General features: G+C 62.9%; 18 protein-coding genes and 1 tRNA gene. 15 read left to right on the top strand and 4 right to left on the bottom strand.

All coding sequences use genetic code 11. The annotated features are described in order from the left end of the window. Positions 1-243 precede the first annotated feature (243 nt). The 7 genes from tsaE (at position 244) to AABE20_RS10455 (ending at position 11,640) form a co-directional block, all read left to right on the top strand. Positions 244-702 (top strand): tRNA (adenosine(37)-N6)-threonylcarbamoyltransferase complex ATPase subunit type 1 TsaE, encoded by a 459-nt coding sequence (tsaE, locus tag AABE20_RS10485; protein ID WP_338333011.1) that lies wholly within the window; start codon positions 244-246, stop codon positions 700-702. Beyond that, positions 699-3,776 (top strand): double-strand break repair protein AddB, encoded by a 3,078-nt coding sequence (gene addB / locus AABE20_RS10480; RefSeq protein WP_338333010.1) that lies wholly within the window; start codon positions 699-701, stop codon positions 3,774-3,776. Before tsaE ends, addB begins: the two co-directional genes overlap by 4 nt. Further along, entirely contained in the window at positions 3,776-7,348 is a 3,573-nt protein-coding gene (gene addA, locus AABE20_RS10475) for a double-strand break repair helicase AddA (protein WP_338333138.1), read from the top strand. Before addB ends, addA begins: the two co-directional genes overlap by 1 nt. A gap of 130 nt (positions 7,349-7,478) precedes the next feature. Beyond that, on the top strand, positions 7,479-7,805 hold the full coding sequence (gene trxA / locus AABE20_RS10470) for a thioredoxin TrxA (RefSeq protein ID WP_338333009.1): 327 nt from the start codon (positions 7,479-7,481) through the stop codon (positions 7,803-7,805). A gap of 166 nt (positions 7,806-7,971) precedes the next feature. After that, a complete protein-coding gene (accD, locus tag AABE20_RS10465; RefSeq protein WP_338333008.1) occupies positions 7,972-8,877 on the top strand; it encodes an acetyl-CoA carboxylase, carboxyltransferase subunit beta in 906 nt (301 codons plus the stop codon). Positions 8,878-8,885: 8 nt separating this feature from the next. Then, positions 8,886-10,232 carry a bifunctional folylpolyglutamate synthase/dihydrofolate synthase gene (locus AABE20_RS10460; RefSeq protein ID WP_338333007.1) on the top strand — a complete coding sequence of 449 codons (1,347 nt, stop codon included), beginning with the start codon at positions 8,886-8,888 and terminating at the stop codon, positions 10,230-10,232. A gap of 265 nt (positions 10,233-10,497) precedes the next feature. Beyond that, entirely contained in the window at positions 10,498-11,640 is a 1,143-nt protein-coding gene (locus AABE20_RS10455) for a hypothetical protein (RefSeq protein WP_338333006.1), read from the top strand. A 309-nt stretch (positions 11,641-11,949) separates the two neighbouring features. Here AABE20_RS10455 and AABE20_RS10450 read toward each other — a convergent pair. Further along, positions 11,950-12,024, bottom strand: a tRNA-Thr gene (locus AABE20_RS10450). Positions 12,025-12,165: 141 nt separating this feature from the next. Between AABE20_RS10450 and cysS the strand changes: the two genes are divergently transcribed. Together cysS and AABE20_RS10440 are read left to right on the top strand one after the other, a co-directional pair. Then, a complete protein-coding gene (cysS, locus tag AABE20_RS10445) occupies positions 12,166-13,542 on the top strand; it encodes a cysteine--tRNA ligase (RefSeq protein ID WP_338333005.1) in 1,377 nt (458 codons plus the stop codon). Beyond that, the gene (locus AABE20_RS10440) at positions 13,539-14,312 is read left to right on the top strand and encodes an RNA methyltransferase (protein ID WP_338333004.1); all 774 of its coding nucleotides are present in this window, start codon (positions 13,539-13,541) and stop codon (positions 14,310-14,312) included. The genes cysS and AABE20_RS10440 overlap by 4 nt, the downstream gene beginning before the upstream one ends. Positions 14,313-14,471: 159 nt before the next feature. Here AABE20_RS10440 and AABE20_RS10435 read toward each other — a convergent pair whose 3' ends face one another. Beyond that, positions 14,472-15,137, bottom strand: a complete 666-nt coding sequence (locus tag AABE20_RS10435) for an alpha/beta hydrolase (protein WP_165992122.1) — start codon at positions 15,135-15,137, stop codon at positions 14,472-14,474. A gap of 475 nt (positions 15,138-15,612) precedes the next feature. Here AABE20_RS10435 and AABE20_RS10430 point away from each other — a divergent pair, with 475 nt between their 5' ends. From AABE20_RS10430 to AABE20_RS10405, 6 genes are read left to right on the top strand one after another with little or no spacing between them, the layout of a single operon-like run. Beyond that, positions 15,613-16,761 carry a cysteine desulfurase family protein gene (locus tag AABE20_RS10430; RefSeq protein ID WP_338333003.1) on the top strand — a complete coding sequence of 383 codons (1,149 nt, stop codon included), beginning with the start codon at positions 15,613-15,615 and terminating at the stop codon, positions 16,759-16,761. Positions 16,762-16,770: 9 nt separating this feature from the next. After that, entirely contained in the window at positions 16,771-17,955 is a 1,185-nt protein-coding gene (locus AABE20_RS10425) for a cysteine desulfurase family protein (protein ID WP_338333002.1), read from the top strand. A gap of 55 nt (positions 17,956-18,010) precedes the next feature. Then, entirely contained in the window at positions 18,011-18,325 is a 315-nt protein-coding gene (locus tag AABE20_RS10420; RefSeq protein WP_338333001.1) for a ferredoxin family 2Fe-2S iron-sulfur cluster binding protein, read from the top strand. Between the two features lie 32 nt (positions 18,326-18,357). After that, the gene (mnmA, locus tag AABE20_RS10415) at positions 18,358-19,440 is read left to right on the top strand and encodes a tRNA 2-thiouridine(34) synthase MnmA (RefSeq protein ID WP_338333000.1); all 1,083 of its coding nucleotides are present in this window, start codon (positions 18,358-18,360) and stop codon (positions 19,438-19,440) included. A 20-nt stretch (positions 19,441-19,460) separates the two neighbouring features. Next, a complete protein-coding gene (locus AABE20_RS10410; RefSeq protein WP_338332999.1) occupies positions 19,461-20,120 on the top strand; it encodes a glutathione S-transferase in 660 nt (219 codons plus the stop codon). A 30-nt stretch (positions 20,121-20,150) separates the two neighbouring features. After that, the gene (locus tag AABE20_RS10405; RefSeq protein ID WP_338332998.1) at positions 20,151-21,299 is read left to right on the top strand and encodes a glycosyltransferase family 4 protein; all 1,149 of its coding nucleotides are present in this window, start codon (positions 20,151-20,153) and stop codon (positions 21,297-21,299) included. A 126-nt stretch (positions 21,300-21,425) separates the two neighbouring features. Here AABE20_RS10405 and AABE20_RS10400 read toward each other — a convergent pair whose 3' ends face one another. Both AABE20_RS10400 and AABE20_RS10395 read right to left on the bottom strand, forming a co-directional pair. Further along, positions 21,426-22,091 carry an RluA family pseudouridine synthase gene (locus AABE20_RS10400; RefSeq protein ID WP_338332997.1) on the bottom strand — a complete coding sequence of 222 codons (666 nt, stop codon included), beginning with the start codon at positions 22,089-22,091 and terminating at the stop codon, positions 21,426-21,428. Between the two features lie 8 nt (positions 22,092-22,099). Next, a complete protein-coding gene (locus AABE20_RS10395) occupies positions 22,100-24,781 on the bottom strand; it encodes a DNA translocase FtsK (RefSeq protein ID WP_338332996.1) in 2,682 nt (893 codons plus the stop codon). Positions 24,782-24,985: the final 204 nt, after the last annotated feature.

The following is a 24,985-nucleotide window of genomic DNA, read 5'->3' as shown; positions in this document are numbered from 1 at the left end:
GATTATATGTGCAGAAAGTTCCGGAAAAGATAATCAATAAAGTATTATGAAGTAATTTTTTTGCGGAATATGCAATTTTTCTCAATAAGGTTTTATTATTTCCTAACAAATATCCGGTTTTGTAAAAAATCTACAATCATAGTGCTCCACCCTTTCCGTTTTTGGCCTGATATGAAAAAGGTCTGTCTTGAACCATGATGCATGGGTGCGCGCCCACCATGGAAGCAGGAACACGGAGCGGTCATGTTGCTGAAAACCGAAGCCGATACGGCACAACTGGCCAGAACGCTTGCAGGCCTTGCCCGTGCGGGAGACGCCATTTTGCTGTCTGGCCCGCTGGGGGCGGGCAAAAGTGTGTTTGCGCGGGCTTTTTTGCGCAGTTTTTGCGCCACACCGGACATGGAGGTGCCCAGCCCGACCTATACGCTGGTGCAGGCGTATGACGGCCCCGTGGCCACGGCATATCATTTTGACCTGTGGCGTCTGGGCAGCGTGGAGGAACTGGACGAACTGGGGTGGGATGATGCGTGCGAGGGCGTGATGTTGGTGGAATGGCCCGAACGGCTGGAGGATATGACCCCGCCTAACGCCTTGCATATCACCCTGACAGTCGGGGCCGATGGTAGCCGGCAGGTCACCCTGGCGGGTTGGCCGGAACGGCTGCAATCCCCATCGGTTCTTCCCCCGGAGCAGACGGCATGAAGCTGGCAACCATTCCCGCGCATCTGCCTTTTCTGGACAATCTGGCCGCGCGCTGGATCGAAGCGGCAGGCCATGACCCCGAAGCCATGGGGGAAGGCACAATCGTGCTGCCCGGCCGCCGTGCGGCGCGTGCGTTAACGGAAGCCTTTTTGCGGCAGATGGATGGGCGCAGCATGCTCCTGCCACGCATTATGCCCATTGGCGCGCTGGACGAGACCGAACTGGGGCTTTCCGCCTGTGGTGGGGCGGATGCGCTGGCCCTGCCCCCCGCCGTGCCCGCCATGACCCGGCTGGCTATGCTGACATTGCTTGTTTTAAGGGCGGACAAGGCCTTTGGCACCCGCCCCACGCTGGATCAGGCATGGCCGCTGGCCCGTGCACTGGCCGAATTGATGGACGAGGCGGAGTGGGCGGGGGTCAATCTGCTCGAACGTCTGCCCGATGCGGTGCAGGAGGACCACGCCGAGCATTGGCAGATTATTCTGCGGTTTTTGGAAATCGTGACCGACCAGTGGCCCAAATGGCTGCAGGAGCAGGGGCTGGTTAACCCCGTGGCCCGGCAGGTGGCGCTGCTTGGCGCGCAGGCGCGGTTGTGGCGGAACATGGGCGGGCAGGGGTATGCCGCACCCTTATGGGCTGCGGGTTTTACGCATGCCATGGCCCCCACGGCGGATGCGCTGCGGGCCATTCTGTCCTGTCCGGGGGGGAAGGTTATTCTGCCGGGGCTGGATACGCTCATGCCCGAGGATGTGTTTGCAACCTTGCCCGACAGCCACCCGCAGGCGGGCATGAGCCACCTGCTGGCAGCACTGGAATCCGGGCGTGAGGATGTGCAGGTCTGGAGCGCGCAAGGGGGCCAGCCCGAGCGCGCGGCCGTTCTGTCGCGCGTCATGCTGCCTGCCGCCGCACTGGATGACTGGGCAAAGCCCGGCCCGGTGGCGCTGGCCCATGTCAGCCGGTTTGAGGCGGCGGACCAGCAGGAGGAGGCCGTGGCCATTAGCATGCTCATGCGCAACGCCATTGAGCAGCCCGGCCACCGTGTGGCGCTGGTCACGCCCGACCGGGGGCTGGCCGCGCGCGTGGCCACCGAGCTGGAGCGGTGGGGCATTCTGGCCGATGACAGTGCGGGGGCCACACTGGCGGACACACCCGCAGCGGTGCTGTTGCGGCTGGTGGCGCGGCTGGTGGACAGCCAGTTTGCCCCGGTCGCACTTTTGTCCGTGCTCAAGCACCCGCTGGTGGCTTGTGGTCTGGGGCCGGGTGTGTGCCGTGCCTCCGCCCGCCTGCTGGAGCGCGCGGTGCTGCGCGGCCCATCCCCAGCACCCGGCTTTGCGGGGCTGTGTGCGGCGGTTAAGGGCAAGCTGGAACCCAGGCGTGAAAAAGATCGCCAGCGCATAGCCGAAGGCCATAGTGCCGACCGTCCGTTTGGCCCCGAACCCCTGCCTGCCTTCATGGATCGGCTGGCGCGCTGCCTTGAGCCAGTTCTGGGCTGGGATCAGGCGGAGGGCGCGGTCGCGGCCGGGGTTGCGGGCGCGCGGCATCAGGCAACGGTGCCAGCTTTGCTGGAAGCCCTGATAGCCACAGTCGAACGCCTTGCCAGCACGGAGGAGGAAGACGCGGCCTCCCGGTTGTGGAAAGGGGAGGATGGCAGCCTTCTGGCTTCCCGGCTGAGCGAGCTTATGCTGGCGACCGATGTGCTGCCCCCCCAGCCCCCCGCCGTGCTGGATGGGTTGCTGAGTGCGGTTCTGGCGCAGGAGCGCGTAGCCACCCGCCGTGGGAATAACCCGCAGGCCCTGCATCCGCGCGTGCTGATCTGGGGCCTGTTTGAAGCACGCCTGCAAACGGCGGAAACTGTTATTCTGGGTGGTCTGTCCGAAGGGGTGTGGCCCCCCGCCCCCGATGCGGGACCGTGGATGAGCCGCCCCATGCGCCAGCGTGTGGGCCTGCCCCCGCCCGAACAGGCGGTGGGGCAGGCCGCGCATGACTTTTTTGCCATGGCGGCAGCGGCGGAGCAGGTTGTTCTGTCCTCCTCCCTCCGGCGCGATGGCGCACCCGTGGTGCCCGCACGCTGGCTGACCCGGCTGGACGCTTTTCTGGCTGGTTGGGGGGGGCGAGTGCCCGAACACCCGGTGCTGTCCTGGCTTGCGCGGCTGGACCAGCCGGATGGCCCCGCCATGCCGGTGGCCCCACCCCGCCCCACGCCCGCTGTTGCCCTGCGTCCGCGCCAACTGAGTGTGACGGAAATAGAAACATGGATGCGCGACCCCTACGCCATATATGCCCGCCACATCCTCCGCCTTGACCCCCTGCCAGAGCTGGAGGAAGGGGCCGATGCCTCCGATTACGGCATGATTGTGCATGAAGCGTTGGAACGCTGGGTTAAAACCCATGGCGCGGCGTGGCCCATGGATGCGGAGCGCAGGCTGGCGGAGGTGTTTCAGACCTGCCTTGCCGAGCAGGCCCTGCGTCCGGCTCTACAGGCATGGTGGGCGCCCCGGCTGGAGCGGATTGCAAGCTGGGTTGCGCAGGCGGAGGAGCAGCGCCGGGCGGCCAACGGCACACCACAGGCCATTCTGACCGAAATTGCAGGAGCCGTGCTGGTGCCCGATGCACCGGGTGGGCCGTTCCGCCTTGTGGGCCGGGCCGACCGGGTGGAACTTGGCGCGCAGGGGCAGGTGATTGTGCAGGACTACAAGACAGGCATGCTGCCCACCTTGCGCGATGTTCTGTCTGGCTGGAGTCCGCAACTGCCGCTGGAGGCCGCCATGTTGCTGCGGGGCGGGTTTGCCGCTGCCTCCAATGTGACGGAGATTGAAGGGCTGATCTACTGGCGGCTCACAGGTGGGGCGGAACCGGGGGGGGAGGTGGCCGTAGTCCCCAAGGAGCATGACAGCCTGACGGCTCTGGCCGAGCAGACATGGCAGCGCCTGCTGGACCGGATTGCCGCGTATGACCAGCCCACGCAGCCCTATCTTTCCCACCCCCATCCGGGGCAGGAGCCACGTTTTGCCGATTATGCCCGTCTGGCCCGCGTGCCGGAATGGAACACAGGCCGCACGGAGACCGATGCATGATCCCCCCTACGGCTCAAGGCGCATTGGATGCCGCCATTGCACAGGCCAACCAGCAGCAGGCCATGGCGTCTGACCCCACGGCGTCTGTTTTTGTTTCGGCCTCGGCGGGGAGTGGCAAAACCAAACTGCTGATTGACCGCCTGCTCCGGCTTATGCTCCCACGGGTGGAAACCAATGGCGAGGTGGTGCCCGGCAGCGATCCTGCGCGGATTTTGTGCCTGACCTTTACCAAGGCTGCGGCGGCGGAAATGGCCATTCGCCTGCAAACCCGCCTTGGCCGGTGGGTGACTTTGCCAGATGACCGGCTGGATGCGGAACTCAAGGCCCTGTCCGTCCCCTGCACACAGCAGACCCGGCGCAAGGCGCGCGCGCTGTTTGCAGAGGTACTGGATCTGCCCGGTGGTATGCGTATTGGCACCATTCATGCGTTCTGCCAGTCGCTTTTGCGGCGGTTCCCGCTTGAAGCCTCCATGAACCCGCATTTTACGGTCATGGAGGAAACAGACGCGGCACTGGCGTTGCAAAGCTGTGTGGAAACCGTACTGGGCGCACAGGCGTCCAGCACGGTGGCGCCTCTGGCCGGGCAGATCGGGCTTGGCGACTTTATTGCCCTTGCAGGCACCTTGCGGCGCGATGAGCGGGCACAGGCCGCGCGTGCGCGCGTAAGCACCCAGCCAGAGCAGGCGCAGGCCATGCTGTGCCGGGTGCTGGACCTGCCCGAAACCGCCTTGCAACAGACTGATGAGGCCTTCCTGCTTGCCGCCTGCACGGGGTTTGCGGCGGAGGCCACCTTGCGCACTGGCCTGCTGGCTGTGGTGGAGGAAGGTTCGGCCACAGCCAGGGCCAGTGCGCTGCTCCTGCTGGACTGGCTGGCCCTGCCCCCGCCCGAGCGGGCCGCGCAGTGGGGCGTGTGGCGCCACGGGTTTTTGACCAAGGAGGGCAAGCTGCGCAGCCGTAGCCTGCTTTCGACCAAACTTGCGCAAAAATACACGGATGTGGCCGATGCGCTGGCAAAGGAGGCCGAACGCATACTGGCGGTGGAAGAGGGCAGGAATGCCCGCCATCTGGCCCGTCTGGGCGTGGCGTTGCTCCAGATGGTCGCCCCTGTGGCCACACTGTTCGACCAGCGCAAGGCCCTGCAGGGCCAGATGGAATATGATGACCTGATCCACCGCACACTCTCGCTCCTGCGCACACCGGGGGCGGCTTGGGTGCTGTACAAGCTGGATGGCGGCATAGACCACCTGCTGCTGGACGAGGTGCAGGATACCTCCCCCCAGCAGTGGCGCATTGCAGGCGACCTGACGGCGGAGTTTTTTGCAGGTGCCGGGGCGCGGGGGGAGGAAAGCCCCCGGACGGTTTTTGCCGTGGGAGACTACAAACAGTCCATCTACGGTTTTCAGGGGGCCGACCCGGATGAATTCCGGGCATGGCGGGCGCAGTTCAAACAGCGCGCACACGCAGCAAACCTGCCATGGCGGGAGCCGGAACTGACTGTCTCCTTCCGTTCCACAGCACCAGTCCTGCAATTGGTTGATGCGGTTTTTGCCGATGCACAGGCCGCCCGTGGCGTTGCGGAGGAGCACGGCCGCGCCATGCAACACATTACGGCCCGGCCCGGCCAAGGCGGGCGTGTGGAGCTTTGGCCGTTAGCAGAGACGCAGGACGCGGAGGACAGCATAAGCCCGTGGGAGCCAGCAGCCGTTAACGCCACCCGGCAAAGCCCACGGCAGAAACTGGCCGATGCGTTGGCCAGCTCCATTGCGCGTGAACTGGCGGCCCCACCCCCGCCGGGGCAAAAACCCCTGACCGCGGGCGATGTGCTGGTGCTGGTGCCGCGCCGCTCCTCCTTTGTGCCGTTGCTGGTGCGAGCACTCAAGGGGCACAACATTCCGGTGGCGACACTGGTGCGCACGGGCCTTGCCGACCAGCTTGCCGTGCAGGACCTTATGGCCCTGTGTGCGGCCCTTCTGCTCCCTCAGGATGATCTGACCCTCGCCTGCGTGCTGACTTCCCCTCTGGGTGGCCTGTCCGATGACAGCCTGATGGCTCTGGCCGTCGGGCGTGCGCCCGGAGCGCCTTTGTGGTCCATTCTGCGCGAGCGGCATGCCCAGCAGGCGGATTGGACGCAGGCATGGCAGATGCTCAACACCCTGTTTGGTCGGGTGGACTACCTCAGCCCGTACGAACTGCTCTGCGCAGCCCTTGGCCAGCAGGGTGGGCGCGCCCGCCTTCTGGCCCGTCTGGGGCCAGAAGCCGCCGAACCGATTGACGAACTGCTGTCCGCCGCCCTGCGTTATCAGGAGCAGCATCCGCCGTCCTTGCAGGGGTTCCTGCACTGGCTCCGCCACTCGCAGGAGAGCGTCAAGCGCGAGGCGGAAGCCGGGGGCAATGCCGTGCGGGTTATGACCGCGCATGGCTCCAAGGGGTTGCAGGCCCGGCTGGTTATTCTGCCCGATACGGTGGGCCTGCCCCGCTTTGAGGACCGGCTCTTCTGGGCGCAGGATAAGGCAACAGGCGTGGAGGTGCCCCTTTACGTGCCCCGCAACGCCCTGTCCGTCGGGCTGACCCGCAGCCTGTACGAGCGCCTGCGTGAGAGGACGATAGAGGAGTACAACCGCCTGCTCTACGTGGCCTTGACCCGCGCGGCCGACAGGCTGGTGGTCTGTGGCTGGATGCCCGGCCGCACCGTGCCGCCAGAAAGCTGGTATGAACGTTGCCGCCTTGGGTTTGAACGCGCAGGCGCACAGGAGCGCGAGTGGAGCATTGGGGACTGGTCAGGCAAAATACTGGTGCTGGAGGAACAGGCCACCCCCACCACCCAGCCCGCGCCCGCGCCACCAGTTGTGCCGGGCGGGCCAGATGCCACCCCCCACCAGTTGCCCGGCTGGGTGGGGCAGGCGCCCCTATGGTGGCCCAGCCCCCCACAGGCGGAGGGGCCGCTGGCCCGCCCATTAGCCCCAAGCAGACCGGACGATACCATGCTTGGCCCGCTGCCCCCCGCGCGCTCCCCGCTGGATGTGGCGGCCATTACCCCGGCCAAGGCGCGCGAGGCGGCGTTCCGTAAGGGTAATCTGGTCCATGCGCTCCTCCAGTTCCTGCCCGACCACCCTGCCGAAGCGTGGGAGCGGCTGGCCACGGACTGGCTGGCCCGCCCCGCATCGGGCCTGTCCGCGCAGGAGGCGGCGCAGCTTGGCGCGCAGATTGTGGCTGTGCTGCGCATGCCCGAACTGGTGGACCTGTTTACCCCGCATGCCCGGGCGGAGCAGCGGCTGGCTGGTATTGCCGGTGGGCAGGTGATTGTGGGGCAGGTGGACCGCATGTGCGTACTGCCTGACCGGGTTGTTGTGTGTGATTACAAAAGTGGTCGCCACGCCCCCCGCTCCGTGGAGCAGACACCGGTGCTGTACCTGCGCCAGATGGCGGCGTACCGGGCCTTGTTGCAGGGGTTATGGCCGGGCAGGCCGGTTGTGTGTGTGCTGGTCTGGACCGAACTGCCCCGTGCCGACCGGCTGCCAGACCACCTGCTGGACCAGTATGCGCCGGGGGCTTTGGGGCGGGTGGCATCTTGACCACGGCGCAGGCCACCTTAAGTGTTAGCTAACCCCGGTGTGGTGGTTCGCACCCTGTGTGCGTGGCCCCAGACCTGTTAATAAGGACAGCATGTGGTGCTCCAGCACCCAGTAGTAAGGAAAACATGTCATGAGTGAACATACGCTTGCTGTCAGCGATTCCAGTTTTGATGCCTCCGTGCTCAAGGCGTCCGGTCTGGTGCTGGTCGATTTCTGGGCGGAGTGGTGCGGTCCGTGCAAAATGATCGGCCCGGCTTTGGAAGAAATCGGTAAGGACCTGCAGGGCAAGGTGACGGTTGCCAAGATCAATATTGATGACAACCCCGTAACACCCAACACCTATGGTGTGCGCTCCATTCCGACCCTTATGCTGGTGCGCGATGGCAAGGTGGTGGACACAAAGGTTGGCGCACTGCCCAAAAGCCAGCTCAAGGCATGGGTTGAAGGCGCGCTTTAAGCCACGCTTTTACGCACGGGTGCGCTACGTTTTACAACGGGGCGCACCTGTGCGGCATGGTCAGGTTTTTTCATAATCACTTGGCAGATTGGCGCCGCCCGCGTAATGCAACCACGCAGGCGGGCAGGGTCCGCAGAGTTAGTCTAGTGCAGTCACAGGGTTCAAAATGAGCTGGATCACCGAATACGTCCGTCCTAAAATCCGCGGTCTTTTGCGCCGTGATGTGCCGGACAACCTGTGGACCACCTGTGATTCGTGCTCCCAGATGGTCCTGACCAAGGAACTGCGCAAGGCGCAGAATGTTTGCCCCCATTGCGGGCACCATATGCGTGTGCTGGTGAATGACCGGCTGGCATGGACCTTTGATAACGGTGAATTCACCCGTATTGAACTGCCGTTGGCCCCCGTGGACCCACTGGGCTTCAGGGACCAGAAAAAATATACCGACCGCCTGAAAGACGCCCGCGCCAAAAGCCATCTGGACGAGTCCCTTGTGGTCGCGCATGGCACCATTGGCGGGCACAATGCGGTTGTGGGCGTTATGGCGTTCGAATTTATGGCAGGCACCATGGGTGCGGCCTTTGGCGAGCGCTTTGTGGCTGCCGCCCGACTGGCCATTTTGCAAAAATCTCCGCTGGTGGTGTTTACCGCATCGGGCGGGGCACGCATGCAGGAAGGCGTTCTGAGCCTGATGCAGATGCCCCGCACAACCGTTGCAGTGCAGATGCTGCGTGATGCGGGCCTGCCCTACATTGTGGTGCTGACCAACCCGACCACGGGCGGGGTTACGGCATCCTTCGCCATGCTGGGGGATGTGCAGATCGGGGAACCCAACGCCCTGATCGGCTTTGCCGGTCCGCGCGTTATTCAGGACACGGTGCGTGAAAAGCTGCCAGAAGGCTTCCAGCGTTCCGAATATCTGGTCGAGCACGGTATGCTGGACATGGTTGTGCCCCGCAAGGATCTGCCTGCCACCCTGTCACGCCTGATTGGCCTGCTGACACACGCTCCAGCCGATGTAAAAGCGCCCCCGCCCAAGCCGGTTGCAGCCCCCGCTGCCGCAGCAGAGTAAACCCTTCCGTGACCCAGCCGCAGTCCGGGGGTACGGCCCCTGTGCCCGAATTTACCGGTCGCACGGGGGAGGTTCTGCAACGGCTGAACCACCTTTACCCCGCCTTGATCGACCTCTCGCTCGGTCGGCTGGAAGCCCTGCTGGCCCGTCTGGACCACCCCGAGCGCAAACTGCCGCCGGTTATCCATGTGGCGGGCACCAATGGTAAGGGCAGCACCTGCGCCACCCTGCGCGCCATAGCCGAGGCGGCGGGCTGGCGTGTGCATGTTATGACCTCCCCGCATCTGGTGGATGTGACCGAGCGGTTCCGCATTGCGGGCAAGCTGGTCAGCGAGGCCGAGCTTGTGGCCACGCTGGAGGAAATTGAGCGCGTGAACAACGGTGCGCCCATTACCGTGTTCGAGGTGTTAACGGCAGCGGGCTTTGTGCTGTTTGCCCGCCACCCGGCGGAACTGGCCATTATTGAGGTCGGTCTTGGTGGGCGGTGCGATGCCACCAATGTGCTTGAACACCCCGCCGCGTGCATTGTGACCTCCATCTCGCGCGATCATGAGGCGTTTTTGGGCGAGTCTCTGGCCGCGATTGCTGCGGAAAAAGCGGGGATATTCAAACCCGGCGTGCCAGCAATTACAGGTTACCAACCTGCCGAGGTCATGCAGGTTCTGCAGGCACAGGCGCAGGCGGTGGGGGCTGGTCTGGCCCGCCGTGGCGTTGAGTGGAACATTGCCCCACAGCCGGGTGCTGCGGACAGGCCCGCCGGACTGCGCCTGAACGATGCCAAAGGATCGCTCGACCTGCCCATGCCAGCCCTGACAGGCCCATGGCAGATGGAAAACGCAGCTCTGGCGGTGGAGGCTCTGCGTTTGTCCGGGCTGGCTGTGCCACAGGCTGCATGGCAGGGCGTTGGGCAGGTGCAGTGGCCTGCGCGCATGCAGCGCCTGCACGGCCATCTGGCGGCTTTGCTGCCCAACGGGTGGGAACTGTGGCTGGATGGGGGGCACAACCCCGGAGCCGGAGCCGCACTGGCGCAGGAACTGGAGCACTGGAAAGACCGCCCTCTGCACATACTGGTGGGGATGAAGCAGACCAAGGACGCCTCAGGCTTTTTGGGGCCGCTTTTGCCATATGCGGATGATTTGTGGGCGATTTGCGAACCCGAACAGCACCTTGCCCTGCCCGTACAGGCTATTGTGGACGCCTCTGGCGGTAAGGCCCATATTGGCCCCACCCTTGCCCGTGCACTTGGCGCGTTGGCCGCCCACGCCCACACACAGCAGCCCGCCCGGGTGCTGATTTGTGGCAGTCTGTATCTGGCGGGTGTTGCACTCAGGCAGGATGGCTGGGTTGTAAGGTAATTTTTGCGGGTGAGTGCGTTTTGGAGCCGTAAAAAGATGTGTCTTTACGGCATGGCTATCCCTTTTGATTTTATTTTGTAAGTTTCCGGCGCAGGTCATAAACAGTGGTGTGCTCTGTCAGGCTGTCTGTCTGGTGTCGGGGTGGATTTTAGCGCGGGCAGTATAAAATGTTTCGGCTGGACATTTCTGGCGAATATTTTGGCAAAATCCTTGTGGATGCAAAACGTAAAAGTTCAGCCAGCAATCCGTGGCGTTCTGGTGCGGCATGAAGGCTTTTAATCTTCAGGGCATGGTGCAGCGTTTTTCCACGCTGCGTGGCGCACGGCTTATGCTGGTTATTCTGGCAATGAGTGGTGTGCAGCTCTTTTTTAATGCGGTTTTGGCCATACCCTGGGGCGGTCTGGTGGAAGCAAGCTGCCGCTGGGACTGCACATGGTACGTTGGAATTGCCCAAAACGGGTACATGCCCTTATCGACCGAGACGGTCTATAACGCTGGCGCTCAGAAGAACTGGGCATTTTTTCCGTTATATCCGATTATTTCCAGCCTTGTATCATGGGGGCTGGGTATCAAGGTTATAACGTCCGGGTTGTTGGTCAATATTTTGTTGTGGCCAGTTATTGTGCTTTTATGCTGTAAAGATATGGAATTAAGGGGTATTGAAGTTAACAATCTTCTGTTTTGTTTGTTTTTTATAGTTTATCCTCTGAATATATGGTACTATTCGCAATACTCAGAAGCGGTTTATGGCGTTTTGCTTATGGGAATGCTTGTTTCCCTTAGGCTCTATAAATTATATCTGGCCTGTATTCTGGGTTTTTTCCTCTCCATATCCAGACCCACCGGTTTTCTCATGGTAATCTGTCTGGCCGCATGGTGGTTTTTTACCGCCCGTCAGCCAGAAGACCGGTCCATGCAGGAACGAACCATGCTGGACCGCCTGCGCGAGGCCGCCTTGCTGGTTTCCGTTGCGGGGGCGGGGCTTTCGGCGTTTGTCCTGTATTTTTATGATCTGATCGGTGACGGCTTTGCTTTTGCGCATGTGGAAAAAGCTTGGGGGAGGCATTTTCTGTTTTTTCCACAGCATATTCTCATCGCGTTAGAGAGCGCGGATCGCAAAATATTCGGCGTGTATGCCATTTATGTCATGGTGCTGCTGTTTTTGATGTGGCGTAAAAAATGGATGGTGAATGCCCTGCTCCTGAGCACCACAGCATTTGTGGGCGCATCCACTGGAGTGGTGGCGATTGAGCGCCATATTCTTGCAAACCCTCTGGCCATAGAGTTTCTGGCGTATCTTACAGTCAAGCTGCCTTACAGGGAGACACGGAACATACTGGTGGGTTTGGGGGCGGGGCATGTTTGTTTTGTTTTGATTTGGTACATGAATACATTCTTCTTAACATGAGGTTTGTTGTGTTTGTTAAGGTTGTTCAGATTGTATTGATTGCAGTATTATCTGTATGGAATATCTATGCTCTTAAAGTGGGCATGAATGCCTGCGTTCCCCAGCCTTATCAGGATTATTATATGCGGCACACATTGCCATTGAATGCGTATCTGGCTGCCGTGCGGGCGGGAGAGGTCATGCACAGGGTCTGCCAGTAGTGCGGGCAGCCTACAAATATGACCGATATGTACTGGCTGAGGGGAGTCCCTGCACGCAGCGGGTGTGGAGGCTACGGCCAGAAACAAGGCAGCATGATGTGGAAAAAAATGGTGCCCCCATTCAGATTTGAACTGAAGACCTACCGCTTACAAGGCGGTTGCTCTACCACTGAGCTATAAGGGCACATGCACATATTCTGCGCTAAGGCCGGACTATAAGCGATAAAAGGGTAAGAGCGTCAAGTCCTGTTTTTTGGAATAATCGCGGTTTTTTTGGCCCATACACATATTGCATCGTTTTCGTGGGTGGCGCATCTAGGCGGACATGCCGCACGTTTCCCCCAGCCCCGCTCCCGCCCTGTTTCTGCACGATAGCCAACGCCGCGCAACCGTGCCGTTCCAGCCGCTCGATCCGGCCCATATCAAGGTCTATTACTGTGGTCCCACAGTGTATGATCTGGCCCATATTGGTAACCTGCGCGCCATGCTTACGGCGGATGTGCTGGTCAGGCTCCTGCGTCACCTGTATCCGCGTGTGACCTTTGTGCGCAATATTACCGACGTGGACGACAAGATAACCGCCCGCGCCCGCGCGAATGGGGAAGATATTGGCGCGCTCACCCAGCGCACCACGCAGGAGTTCCATCACGATCTGGCCTCCCTTGGGGTATTGCCACCCGATATAGAGCCCCGCGCGACCCATAATATTGGCGAGATGCAGGCCATGATCGCCCGCCTGATTGAAAACGGGCATGCGTATGAAGCACAGGGCCATGTGCTGTTCTCGGTTGGGTCATTCCCGTCCTACGGCGCACTTTCTGGCCGTAATCCCGATGAGCTGGAAGCCGGGGCGCGGGTGGAAGTGGCCCCATACAAAAAAGCGCCGGGTGATTTTGTGTTGTGGAAACCATCGGATGCGGACCAGCCAGGGTGGGAAAGCCCGTGGGGCAGGGGGCGTCCGGGGTGGCATATTGAATGTTCGGCCATGTCGCACCGATATCTGGGCGACAGTTTTGACATTCATGGCGGCGGTTCGGACCTGCTGTTCCCACACCATGAGAACGAACGCGCGCAAAGCCTGTGCTGCTTTCCGCACAGCCAGTTTGCCAATTACTGGGTGCATAATGCCATGCTCTTGGTGGAAGGTGAGAAAATGTCCAAATCACTGGGCAATTTCCTGACCATCCGCGATGTGCTGGCACAGGCCCCGGCAGAGGCGCTGCGCCTGTTGCTGCTGGGCGCGCATTACCGTTCCACACTCAATTACACACAGGCCGGGCTGACCGAGGCGCGCAAAACGCTGGACCGCTTCTACCGCGCGCTTTCCAGCGTGCCGGACGTACCCGACGCCCCCGTGCCACAAACCGTGCGCGCCGCGTTGGAGGAAGACCTGAACACCCCCAAGGCCATTGCCGAACTGCATGTGCTGGCCAGTCAGGCCATGGGGGGGGACAGGCAGGCCGCTGGCGCACTTCGGGCCGGGGGTGCGCTGCTGGGTCTTTTGCAGGATGACCCGGCGCAATGGTTCAAAGGGGGGGCTTCGGTTGAGGAAGATTGCGCAATTGAAGCACTTATAGCCGAGCGACTGGCCGCCAAAAAAGCGCGGGACTTTGCAAAAGCCGATGCCCTGCGCGACCGGCTACAGGCACAGGGCATTGTGCTTGAAGATACAAAAGATGGAACAAGCTGGAGGCGCGCATGACCGGGCGGGACGGCGGGGCGCCGCTGGAGCCTTTGGGCAACACACCTGTTGTTATTCTGGTGCGGCCGCAAATGGCCGAAAACATTGGCACTACGGCCCGCGCCATGGCCAATGGCGGCCTGTTCCATTTACGGCTGGTTAGCCCAAGGGATGGTTGGCCGCAGGACAGGGCATGGCGCACGGCCTCTGGGGCAGACAGGATTTTGGAAGCCGCCACGGTGCATGAGAGTGTGGATGACGCCATAGCCGATCTGCACCATGTGTACGCCACATGCCCACGGCCGCGCCATATTGTAAAAACCGTTATGACCGCGCGTGGCGGTGCGGCCGAACTGCGCGCGGCCACTACGCGGGGCTTAAAGGTCGGGCTGATGTTCGGCCCCGAGCGCGCAGGGCTGGATAATGAGGACATGGCGCGCGCGGATGCGCTTATCCGTTACCCGCTCAACCCCACTTTTATGTCGCTCAATCTGGCGCAGGCGGTCATGATTATGGCGTATGAATGGTGGATGGCCGCAGACGCCACGCCACCACGCACGCTCATGACCAACGAGACCCATGTGGCCACCAAGGGCGAGCTTGAAAACTTTATGGGCCACCTTGTGCGCGAGCTGGATGGCTGCGGCTTTTTGCGCAATGAGCAAAAACGCCCCGGCATGGTGCGCAACCTGCGCCACTTTTTCACCCGTGGCGAAGTGACCGAGCAGGAGCTGCGGACCCTGCATGGTGTTGTGCGCGAACTTGCCCACCCTCGCCGCACGGAGGACTAGGCTGCCAGCCTGTGGTGGTGTGCCGCCACGGTGGGTAAAGTCAGGCAGAGGGTGGTTTGTGCCCGTGTGGGCGGCAGACCCCCGAACCGTGCGGAACATGCAGGTCGGGGGGTGCTGGCGCCTCTGCCGCTCAAGGCGTGCAGAGGCAGTATCAGGCGTTTAGTCCGCGGCAAGGGCCATATGCTGCTGGCCCATGGCGCGGGTGACGTGGTCTTCCACCGCAGCGGTAATTTTGTCTGCCTGTTTGGCAAAAATATGATCCGCTTCGGGGTAAACACGGTAGTCCACCGCAACGCCCTTTTGGGTGTTCAGCTTGTCCACCAGTTTGTGGATGGCAGGCTCGGGGGCCATGTCATCCTTGCCACCGGCAATCATCAGCCCACCGCACGGGCAGGGGGCCAGAAAGCCAAAGTCATAATGTGCCGCAGGGGGGGCAATGCTGATCCAGCCGGTAATTTCGGGGCGGCGCATCAGCAACTGCATGCCCACGAACGCCCCGAACGAATACCCGGCAATCCACAGACCGCTGGCGTTGGGGTTGATCATCTGCATCCAGTCAAGGGCTGCTGCTGCATCGGAAATTTCGCCAATGCCCCCGTCAAACCGCCCCTGCGAGCGGCCAACCCCACGGGAGTTATAGCGCATGACGGAAAAGCCCATGTTTTCGAACGTACGGTACAAGGCGTATGTAATCCGGTTGTTCATGGTGCCGCCGTGCAGCGGGTGGGGGTGCAGCACGAGGGCAAGCGGGGCGTTGGGCTCGTTTGAGTGGTGATAACGTCCTTCAAGACGTCCATCCGGGCCGGCAAACATAACCTCAGGCATGTAGGTTCCGCTTGATCTGGGAAAGGCGTCCACGGGCATGACGCTTCCGGGTTTGATAAACTGCCCCGGCGGGGAACGATGCCACGTTCCGGGTCGGAACATGCGGGCAGGTAAAGGCCCGCAAGCTTGAACTCTCAGTCAGCATGTCTCCCCTTTCCGCTTCTGGGGGAAAACGGAAAAAGGAGCGCATTCAAACACATGGTGTCCGTCCCACGACCTGAAAAGGGGATAAGGCACACTCTGGCGTTGACCTTGTGCAAAACGCAGGCATAATCACGCGTGGTGTTGTTCGTGAATACCGCATATGCGGGAAACACGTTTCCTGCCTGCCGTCTTCGTTGTGCCCTGTGGTGCTGACCATGTGGCACTCTATAGCGGCTTGGGGGCCAGAATTTCTACATAAATCGTGCTAATGGCCATTCTGTTCGGCCTGCAAAAAGCGCAGTTCTGGTATGGTTACGGATAGATAAAAAGCATGAACGATAAAACAGACGATAGGGCAAAGGGTTTTTCCCAACCCGTCTATCTGGACGCCAATGCGACTGAACCCCTGCGCCCGGCCGCCCGCGCGGCCATGCTGGAGGCGGCGGACCTTACGGGGAATCCATCTTCCGTGCATTTTGCAGGCCGCCGCGCGCGCGCCGTGCTGGAAGAGGCGCGCAATACGGTGGCCCGCCGCATGGGGGTGGCCCCGCTCAACTGCGTGTTTACCTCTGGTGGCACGGAGGCCAACGTGCTGGCCATGCACGGGCTTGGGCAGGGGCGGCGTTTTCTGCTTGGCCGCACCGAGCATGACGCCGTGCGCAAAGGCGCGCCAGACGGGGCGGATGTGGCATGGCTGGAGGTGGACAGCAACGGGCAGGTCCGGCTGGACCTGCTGGAGGCCGCCTTGTGCGCCCCCGGCGCCCCCGCCTTTGTCTGCCTGATGTTAGCGAATAACGAGACAGGGGTGCTCCACCCATTGGGCGAGGTCGCCCGTCTTTGCCGCCAGTACGGCGCGCACCTGCATGTGGATGCCGTGCAGGCCGCAGGCCGTATGGTGGTCAATGTGGAGGAACTGGGGGCGGATAGTCTGGCCTGTTCGGGCCACAAAATGGGTGGCCCCAAGGGTGCGGGGGCGTTGCTGCTGCGCGGACCGGCCCCAAGGCCATTAACCCCCCTGTTTGATGGCGGCGGGCAGGAACAGGGCCGCCGGGGTGGCACCCAGCCCTTGCCCGCCATAGCCGGGCTGGCCGCAGCCTTGTGCGATGCATTGGATAACCCGCGTGATCTGGCCCCCTTGCGCCATCAGATCGAACAGGCCGCCCGTGCCGCCGGGGCCGTGGTGTGCGCGGCGGAGGTGCCCCGGCTGGGCAACACGGCGTCTCTCGCCCTGCCCGGTCGGCGCGCGCAGGGGCAGCTTATGCGGCTGGATCTGGATGGGGTTTGTGTGTCCGCAGGGTCGGCGTGTTCATCTGGCAAGGTTGCGTTCTCCCACGTGCTGGACGCCATGGGGCTGGGCGAACTGGCAGGGCAGGCCATACGCGTGTCCCTGCCGTGGAACGTATGCGCAGCAGACGTGGAGCGGTTTGTGCACAGTTATACGCGCATGGCGGCTGGGTCCGGTCTGGCGCTGGCGCGGTAAGGGGCAGGCATGGCGGCATTGTATTTTGACCACGCGGCAACCACCCCGTGCGACCCGCGCGTGCAGGCTGTTCTGCTGCGCGCTCTGGCGGAGGAAAACGGCAATCCGCACAGCACCACCCATGCCAGTGGCGCCCGTGCGGCCCAGATGGTGGAGCACGCCCGTGCGGAGGTTGCCGCTCTGCTTGGCATAGAGGCGCGCGAGGTTGTGTTTACCTCTGGTGCGACCGAGTCCAACAACCTTGCCATCAAGGGGGCTGCCCGGCATCTGGCAACGCAGGGAAGCCCCCGCCGCCGGGTTATCACGGTGGCGACCGAGCATAAATGCGTGCTGCAAAGTGTGGAGGACCTTGCTGGAGAAGGGTTTGAGCCGGTTATTCTACCGGTTAACGCCCACGGGCAGGTGGAGCCGGATGTGCTGGCCCGCGCTCTGGCGGGTGCGCCAACGGCAGTGGTCTCCATTGCCGCAGCCAATAACGAGACCGGGGTCTTGCAGGACCTTGCCACACTGGGGGCGCTGGTCGCGCAGGCCGGTGCGCTGCTCCATACCGATCTGGCGCAGGCGGCGGGCAAGATCGCGTTGGACCTGCACGCTCTGCCGGTGGCGCTTGCCTCGGTCTCCAGCCACAAGCTGTATGGGCCAAAGGGTGCGGGTGCGCTGTTTGTGCGCCGCCGCCCGCGTGTGCGCCTGACCCCCCTGTTCTCCGGTGGGGGGCAGGAGCGGGGTCTGCGCTCAGGCACCCTGCCGGGCTTTTTGCTGGCAGGCTTTGGGGAGGCCTGTAAAATAGCCAGAGCGGATATGGCGCGTGACGCCACGCATCTGGCCAAGGTGCAGACCTGCTTTTTGGAGCACCTGTCCACCCGTCTGCCGGGTTGTGTGGTCAATGCGGAGGGGGCTGCGCGCCTGCCGGGTATTTTCAGCCTGCGCTTACCCGCTGACCTGCGCGCAGCGGACGTGCTGGCGGCCATGCCGGGGCTTGAGGTTTCCCTCGGTTCGGCCTGTTCCTCGGCCGAACTGGCCCCGTCCTACGTGCTGGAAGCCATGGGCCTGAGCTTTGATGAGGCAGGAAGAAGCTTGCGTCTGTCCCCCGGACGTTTTACCTCCACCGCCGAAGCAGAACGCGCGGCGGACAGTCTGGCACAGGCTGCCCTACAGGTGCGGGCCACACCCCGGCGGCCCACGCCAGCAGCCTAAGGCCCGACCCTACAGGCCGCCGCCGCCATGATATTTTTTGGCAGGATGGAAACCAATGCCCCAGATGACGTTTGTTGAGCAGGACGGAACAGAACGCACGGTTGATGCCCCGGTGGGCCTGTCCGTGCTGGAAATTGCCCATAAGCACGATGTGGACCTTGAAGGTGCATGCGAAGGCTCGCTGGCCTGCGCCACCTGCCACGTGGTGGTGGACCCCGCATGGGCGGACAGGCTGAGTGCGCCCACCGATGATGAGGAAGATATGCTCGACCTCGCTTTCGGGCTGGAAAAAACCTCACGCCTTGGCTGCCAGATCGTGATGACCGAAGCACTCGATGGTCTGGTTGTGCGCCTGCCCAGCAAGGCCTGACCTTACAGATTAAGGGGAAGGATATCCCGCCCATGCGTATTCTTGTTGCCATGTCCGGAGGGGTGGACAGTTCCGTGGTGGCTGCCCGTCTTTTAGAGGAAGGGCACGAGGTTGTGGGCGCGACCCTTCAACTCTACGACTCCAGAGGGGCGGCCAAAAAAGGGGCGTGCTGTGCAGGGCAGGACATCCGCGATGCCCGCGCCGTGGCCGACCGTCTGGGGTTCCCGCATTACGTTATTGATGCCGAACGCCGTTTTCAGGACAGTGTGATCGAACGCTTTGCCGATGCCTATGCGGCGGGCGAAACCCCGGTCCCCTGCGTTGCGTGCAATCAGGGCGTCAAATTTACGGACCTGTTGGGACTGGCGAAGGAAATCGGGGCCGATGCCATGGCCACCGGCCATTATGTGCGCCGTGTGGAAGGCCCGCAGGGGGCGGAACTGCACCGCCCGGTGGACGAGGCCCGCGACCAGAGCTGGTTCCTGTTCGCCACCACGCGTGAACAACTGGATTTTTTACGCTTCCCGCTGGGCGATATGCCCGACAAAGCCGCCGTAAGGCAGGAGGCCGAGCGGTTTGGGCTGGTTGTGGCAGGCAAGCCCGACAGTCAGGACCTGTGCTTTGTCAGCGATGGGTCCTACGTGGATCTGGTGGAGCGCATGCACCCCGAAATGGCAGGCCCGGGCGAGATTGTGGACCAGTCCGGCCATGTTGTGGGCGAGCATGAAGGCGTTATGCGCTTTACCGTGGGGCAGAGCAAACGCCTGGGCAACGCCGCCCGCCTGCAGGGCGAACGCCAGATGGTGGTGGGGGTGGAGCCGGGGCGCAAGCGGGTTATTATTGGCCCACGCGCGCATGCGTTTGTCAGTTCCCTGTCTGTGCGGGATGTGAACTGGCTGGTGGACGCCCCACCGGAAGGGATTGTCTGCAAGGTGCAGATGCGCGCGCGTGAAGAGCCGCGCACCGCCCGCGTGGTGCCCACACCCGATGGCGCTACGGTGCTGCTGGAAGAACCAGCCATGCCCGCCCCCGGTCAGGCCTGCGTGTTTTATCAGGGGAGCCGTATTCTGGGTGGCGGGTTCATCCGCCGGACGGAACAGCAGGCGACGGCTTAAAAAACAGGGAGAGTACGCGCATGGCGGAAGGTCGTCTGGTTATTGGCACACAGCGTTATTCGTCATGGTCCTTGCGGGGCTGGCTGAGTGTGCGTCTGGCAGGGCTGGATGTGGGGGTGGAGGTTGTGCCGCTGGCCGGTGCAGGCCAGACCGTAGCGCTCAAAACCCTCTCGCCCAACGGGTGTGTGCCTTATCTGGAGCATAAAGGCGCTGTGGTGTGGGACTCGCTCTCCATTGCGGAATACTGCGCGGAACACCACGGGTTTTTGTGGCCTACGGACCGGGCTATGCGGGCATGGGCGCGCTCGGCTGCGGCCGAAATGCACTCCGGCTTCCGGGCCGTGCGCTCCGCCCTGCCCATGAATCTGGGGCGCAACCGCGCGTTGGCCGCACCTCTGGGGGAGGATGTGCACAAGGATATTGCGCGCATTAACGCCATCTGGACCGAAGGGGCTGGCCGGGGCGGTCCGTTCCTGTGCGGGCCGGGCATGGGCAATGTGGATGCCATGTTTGCCCCTGTTGTCTGCCGTTTTCTGTCCTATGATGTGCCGGGTCTTTCCGCTACGGCGCAGGCTTACATGCAGGCCGTGCGGCACCACCCGCTTATGGTGGAGTGGTACGCCGCTGCTGCGCGGGAGCCGGTGGAATGGCAACTGGATATGTACGAAACTCTGGCCTGACCACGTCATGACCGGCAGCCGGGCGCAAGTATGAACAGAGCCAGCCCCGTAGGCGGGCCTGCTGCACATTTTTCACGGCCTTTGCGGGTCATGACCGTTCTGCCGCCGCGTGAACGCTTTGCCCCCGGCGAAGCAGGGGCCATAGCCCTGCTGGTGCACCGCATGGCGGGTGCTGGCGAGGTGGTGGTGGGCAGCCCGCCCGGAACGCCCCCTTATGGCGATGTGGCGTTTGCCCCTGTGCCGTCCGTGCTGTTCCCGCTGGGCACCATGGGGCGGTACCGTGCTGGCGTGGCACGGCTGATCCACAAGATTGGCCCCGATCTGGTGGAAATCCATAATCGCCCGGATCTGGCGCGGGCCGTGCGGCAGCGCTTTCCCCATATTCCGCTTGTGTTGGTCCTGCATAACGACCCGTGCGGCATGCGGGGGGGCAAAACCGCAGCGGAGCGCACGGAACTGGCGCGCAACATGGCGGTTGTGGCGGTCTCGGGCTGGGTGCGGGAGCGGTTTTTGGGGCAGGGGGCGCAGGGGCACGTTGCGGTTCTGCCCAATGGGCTGGACCTTGCCGCGCTGCCTGCTCCTGCCCCTGTGCGGGATAATCTTGTGCTGTTTGCGGGCCGTGTTGTGGCGGATAAGGGGGTGGACGCCTTTGTGCAGGCCTGCGCCACCGTACTGCCCCGCCACCCCACATGGCAGGCCAGAATTATAGGGGCGGACAGGTTTGGACCGGCCTCTCCACAAACAGAATTTCTGACCAAGGTGCAGGCGCAGGCTCGGGCTGCGGGGGTGCATATGGCGGGTTACCTGCCCCATACGCAGGTTGTGCAGGCCATGAGCCATGCTGCCATTGTGGTTGTTCCCAGCCGGTGGGCCGAACCCTTTGGCATGGCGGCGTTGGAGGCCATGGGCTGTGGTGCGGCACTGGTCACCTCCGCCAAAGGTGGTCTGCCTGATGTTGCAGGGCAGGCCGCCCTTTACGCCAACCCGGATGACCTGCCCACTTTGGTGGAAGCACTCGACCGCCTGATGTCTGACCCCGATCTGCGGACCCGCATGGGGCAGGCGGGCCGCGCTCGGGCGCAAATGTTTGACAGTGCCGCCCTGCGCCCCCAACGCCAGAGTTTGCACACGCGGCTTGTGCGGTGCTGGCCAGATGTGGGGCTGCTCGGGCAGCCTTAGGTTACGGGCGTTGGCGGAGCACGTGGGGGTGGCCCGGCTGAGCGCGGTGGTGCCTGCTCCCCCATGGGCGCGGGCCTGTTGTGGGTGCCGGGCGGGCTACCGGGGGGCTTCCTGTGGGGGGCTGGTTCAGCCCTGGCCGGTTTTGTTCCATCCACAGGCGCTTAGGGCGGGTTGCATGCCCGCGCGTGGGGGGGCGGTTGCGGTAATGCCGTTATCAATGGGGAGGTGCAGGCTTCTGGCCAGCAGGTGCAGGCCAGCCGGGTCGGGTTTGCCGTACAGGGTATCCCCCATAATGGGCCAGCCCATGGCGGCGCAGTGCACACGGGCCTGATGGGTGCGCCCGGTTTCCAGCTCCAGTTCCAGCCAGCTTGTGGCGCCACTCCGGCCCAGCACCCGCCATGTTGTGGCGGAGAGTGCGCCACCATTCGCGACCTGCATGGACCAGCCTGTTCTGGTGGTGGTTTTGAGCAGGGGCAGGTCAATACGCCCGTTTGTGGCCTGCGGGCCGCCGTGTACTACGGCCCAGTAGGTCTTGCGCGCGGTTTTGCTGGCAAAGGCCTGCTGCATGGCCAGTAATGGCTGTTTGCGCAGGGCTATGGCAAGGCAGCCCGATGTTTCGGCATCCAGCCTGTGGGCAAGCCACGGTCCATCCTTACGGCGGGAAAGCTGGGGGAACCAGTCCTCCACGCAGGCTCCGCCGCCGGGGCCGGTATGCACGGGCAGGCCCGCGGGCTTATCAAGGATAACCACATGGTTGCTCTGGTAGAGCAGGGGGGGAAGGGCCGGGAGCATGGAGTGGCCTAGTCTTCGTCCCGCGCGGAGCCAACCAGCACCTTGCGGCGGCCCACATTGTCCGCCCGGCTGATAATGCCTTCTTTTTCCATCTGCTCAATCAGCTTGGCCGCGCGGTTGTAACCAATGGACAGGTGGCGCTGGATGAAGGAGGTGGACGCCTTGCCTTCCCGCGTCACAATGTTCACGGCTTCGGTGTACATGTCAGCTTCGGCGTTTTCGTTCCCGCCAGAACGGCTGCCGCTACTGGAGGATGTGTTTTCCTCCATGGGTTCGGCCAGCACGTCGTCATCATAAATCGGCTCGCCCTGTTCTTTAAGGAAGTTCACAACCTGCTCCACCTCGCTGTCGGCCACAAACGGGCCATGCACACGGGTAATGCGGCCGCCACCTTGCATGAACAGCATGTCCCCCTGACCCAGAAGCTGCTCGGCCCCCTGCTCGCCCAGAATGGTCCGGCTGTCGAACTTGCTGATCACCTGAAACGAAATACGGGTGGGAAAGTTGGCCTTGATGGTGCCGGTAATCACATCCACCGAAGGGCGCTGCGTTGCCATGATAACGTGAATACCCGCAGCACGCGCCTTTTGCGCCAGACGTTGCACGCAGGCGTCAATTTCCTTGCCTGCGGTCATCATCAGGTCGGCCATTTCGTCAATAATGACCACAATATAGGGCATGGGATCGAGGGCGACGGACTGTTCCTCAAACACCGGGTTGCCGGTTTCGGGGTCAAAGCCGGTTTGCACGCGGCGGACCACCACCTCCCCATCTGCCCGGGCTTCGGCCGCACGGGCGTTGTAGCCTGCAATGTTGCGCACCTGTAGGTGGGCCATGGTGCGGTAGCGGCGGTCCATCTCGCGCACGACCCATTTGAGCGCGTTTACGGCCTTGGGTGGTTCGGTCACGACCGGGGTCAGCAGGTGGGGAATGCCATCGTAAATGGAAAGTTCGAGCACCTTGGGGTCAATCATGATCAGCCTGCACTCATCGGGCGAATGCCGGTAGAGCAGGGAGAGGATCATGGCGTTCACCCCAACCGACTTACCCGACCCGGTGGTGCCTGCCACCAGCAGGTGGGGCATGCGCGCAAGGTCGGAGAACATGGGTTCGCCCGCAATGTCCTTACCAAGGGCAAGGGGGAGCTGTCCGGTATCCTCACGCCATGTGGGCTGGTTGAGCAGTTCGGACAGATAAACCGTCTCACGCGTTTGGTTGGGAACCTCAATCCCCATCACGTTGCGCCCCGGCACGGTGGCAATACGCACGCTCAGCACGGACAGGGAGCGCGCCACATCGTCCGCCAGTCCGATAATGCGGGCAGAACGAATGCCCGGTGCGGGTTCAAGCTCGTAAAGTGTGACCACGGGGCCAGCGCTCATGCCCACAATGCGGCCCTGCACACCGTAATCGGCCAGAACCTGCTCCAGCATGCGGGCGGTGGCGTTCAGCAGTTCGGGCGAGGGGCCGGTATGGGCGTTGCCGGGGGCTGCGCGCAGCAGGCTCATGGGGGGGAGTTCCCACCCGCCCTTGCGGGTGGTGGTGGGGTTGCGCTCCGGGCTGGCGGGGGTGCTCTCAGGCTGGCTGGAGCCGGAGAACAGGCGGCCCAGCAACCCGCTTTTGGCCGGTTTTTCCGGCACAGAATGCGGTGTTGTGGCCGTGGGCAGCGTAAAGGCAGACTCGGCCTTTGTGGCGGGTAGCGGCGTTATGGCCGCAGCCCGCGCGCCACTGCCCGTTGGTGTGTCCTGTGGTGTGGGAACAAGGGCGTGGCTGGTGGTGGGCGCGTGATCCTGCGCGCCGTGCAGCACCAGTGCGGTGCCCGTGCCCGTGGTCTGGGCGGGTGTAGCCTGTGTGGGATGGTAAGGGGCGGGGCTGTGCTCGTCCTCCTCATCATCAAACAAGGCGTTGGAGGGCAGGGTGCTGCCATAAAACGGGTCCGCTGCTGGCGGGGCCGGTGTGGTGTAGGCGGCGGGCTGCGCGCTGGGTGCGGGCTGTGGTTTGTGGCTGGCGTAGTAGCGTACAAACCGCCTGCCCAGCCTGCCGGGCAGGCAGACCACAAAGGCAAATGCCCGCCAGATGGCAAACCATTCCTCCCGCCGCAGGCCGGTGCCCAGTGCGAGCAGAAGCCCCGCAAGCAACCCGCCTAAAAGCCAGATGACCATGCCCCCCGCAGGCCCGATGGCCGCCATGCCCGCGGCAATGGATGTCTGGGCAATGGAGTGGCCAACACCCCCGCCAATACCCGCCTGTGTTGGCCATTCAGGCGTGGGTAGTGCGGTAAACAGGAGCGGAACAGCCGCGAACAACGCGCCAGAAACAGGGAGCAGGCACAAAATGGCGGCCACCCGCATGCCAAAGATCACCCCTGTTTCATGGCCGAGCAGGCGGTGGCCCATAAAACGCCACCCCCATGCGATCAGAATAAGCACGGGCACGGTGGCCCCAAGCCCGATTCCCTGTAGCAGCGTATCGGCTATAAACGCACCGGTTGTGCCCAGCAGGTTGGTGGGCGGCTGGTTGGTGGCGGTGTTAAACGACGGGTCCGTCGGGTTATAGGTCAGCAGGGCGGCCAGCAGGGCACAGGCCAGAACGCATAGCGCAACGCCGCCCCCTTCCTCCATGCGCAGGCGCAGGGCACTTTTGTGGGGAACGGGAGAGTTGGTGGTATTGAGAGGGCTTGTGCGCGCCAAGGGTGCCGGTCCTGACTCCAGAGGCCGCACCTGCTTCCTGCGTGGGGCAGGAATCGCGGGCGCGGGTGGTTGTAAAGGGTGACTGCATTCTTCTTAGCAGCCCTGCCGAGTATTGCGAACCGCATCCTTCGCACAAGATTACGGCCAGAGGCGGGCGGTCTGCGTGGCAGGCTGGCGGGGGCATCCGGGGGTGGAGCATGGCCA

Origin of the sequence: Acetobacter zythi (genome assembly GCF_963921165.1) — a bacterium.
Taxonomy (GTDB): domain Bacteria; phylum Pseudomonadota; class Alphaproteobacteria; order Acetobacterales; family Acetobacteraceae; genus Acetobacter.
Note: the sequence above shows the minus strand (reverse complement) of the source record. Positions and strands in the feature narration are given on the sequence as shown.

Bases quoted from the DNA above. Each gene is read 5' to 3' on its own strand.
- tsaE (WP_338333011.1), top strand. From the start codon at position 244: ATGTTGCTGAAAACCGAAGCCGATACGGCACAACTGGCCAGAACGCTT.
- addB (WP_338333010.1), top strand. From the start codon at position 699: ATGAAGCTGGCAACCATTCCCGCGCATCTGCCTTTTCTGGACAATCTG.
- trxA (WP_338333009.1), top strand. From the start codon at position 7,479: ATGAGTGAACATACGCTTGCTGTCAGCGATTCCAGTTTTGATGCCTCC.
- accD (WP_338333008.1), top strand. From the start codon at position 7,972: ATGAGCTGGATCACCGAATACGTCCGTCCTAAAATCCGCGGTCTTTTG.
- AABE20_RS10455 (WP_338333006.1), top strand. From the start codon at position 10,498: ATGAAGGCTTTTAATCTTCAGGGCATGGTGCAGCGTTTTTCCACGCTG.
- cysS (WP_338333005.1), top strand. From the start codon at position 12,166: ATGCCGCACGTTTCCCCCAGCCCCGCTCCCGCCCTGTTTCTGCACGAT.
- AABE20_RS10440 (WP_338333004.1), top strand. From the start codon at position 13,539: ATGACCGGGCGGGACGGCGGGGCGCCGCTGGAGCCTTTGGGCAACACA.
- AABE20_RS10435 (WP_165992122.1), bottom strand. From the start codon at position 15,137: ATGCCTGAGGTTATGTTTGCCGGCCCGGATGGACGTCTTGAAGGACGT.
- AABE20_RS10430 (WP_338333003.1), top strand. From the start codon at position 15,613: ATGAACGATAAAACAGACGATAGGGCAAAGGGTTTTTCCCAACCCGTC.
- AABE20_RS10425 (WP_338333002.1), top strand. From the start codon at position 16,771: ATGGCGGCATTGTATTTTGACCACGCGGCAACCACCCCGTGCGACCCG.
- AABE20_RS10420 (WP_338333001.1), top strand. From the start codon at position 18,011: ATGCCCCAGATGACGTTTGTTGAGCAGGACGGAACAGAACGCACGGTT.
- mnmA (WP_338333000.1), top strand. From the start codon at position 18,358: ATGCGTATTCTTGTTGCCATGTCCGGAGGGGTGGACAGTTCCGTGGTG.
- AABE20_RS10410 (WP_338332999.1), top strand. From the start codon at position 19,461: ATGGCGGAAGGTCGTCTGGTTATTGGCACACAGCGTTATTCGTCATGG.
- AABE20_RS10405 (WP_338332998.1), top strand. From the start codon at position 20,151: ATGAACAGAGCCAGCCCCGTAGGCGGGCCTGCTGCACATTTTTCACGG.
- AABE20_RS10400 (WP_338332997.1), bottom strand. From the start codon at position 22,091: ATGCTCCCGGCCCTTCCCCCCCTGCTCTACCAGAGCAACCATGTGGTT.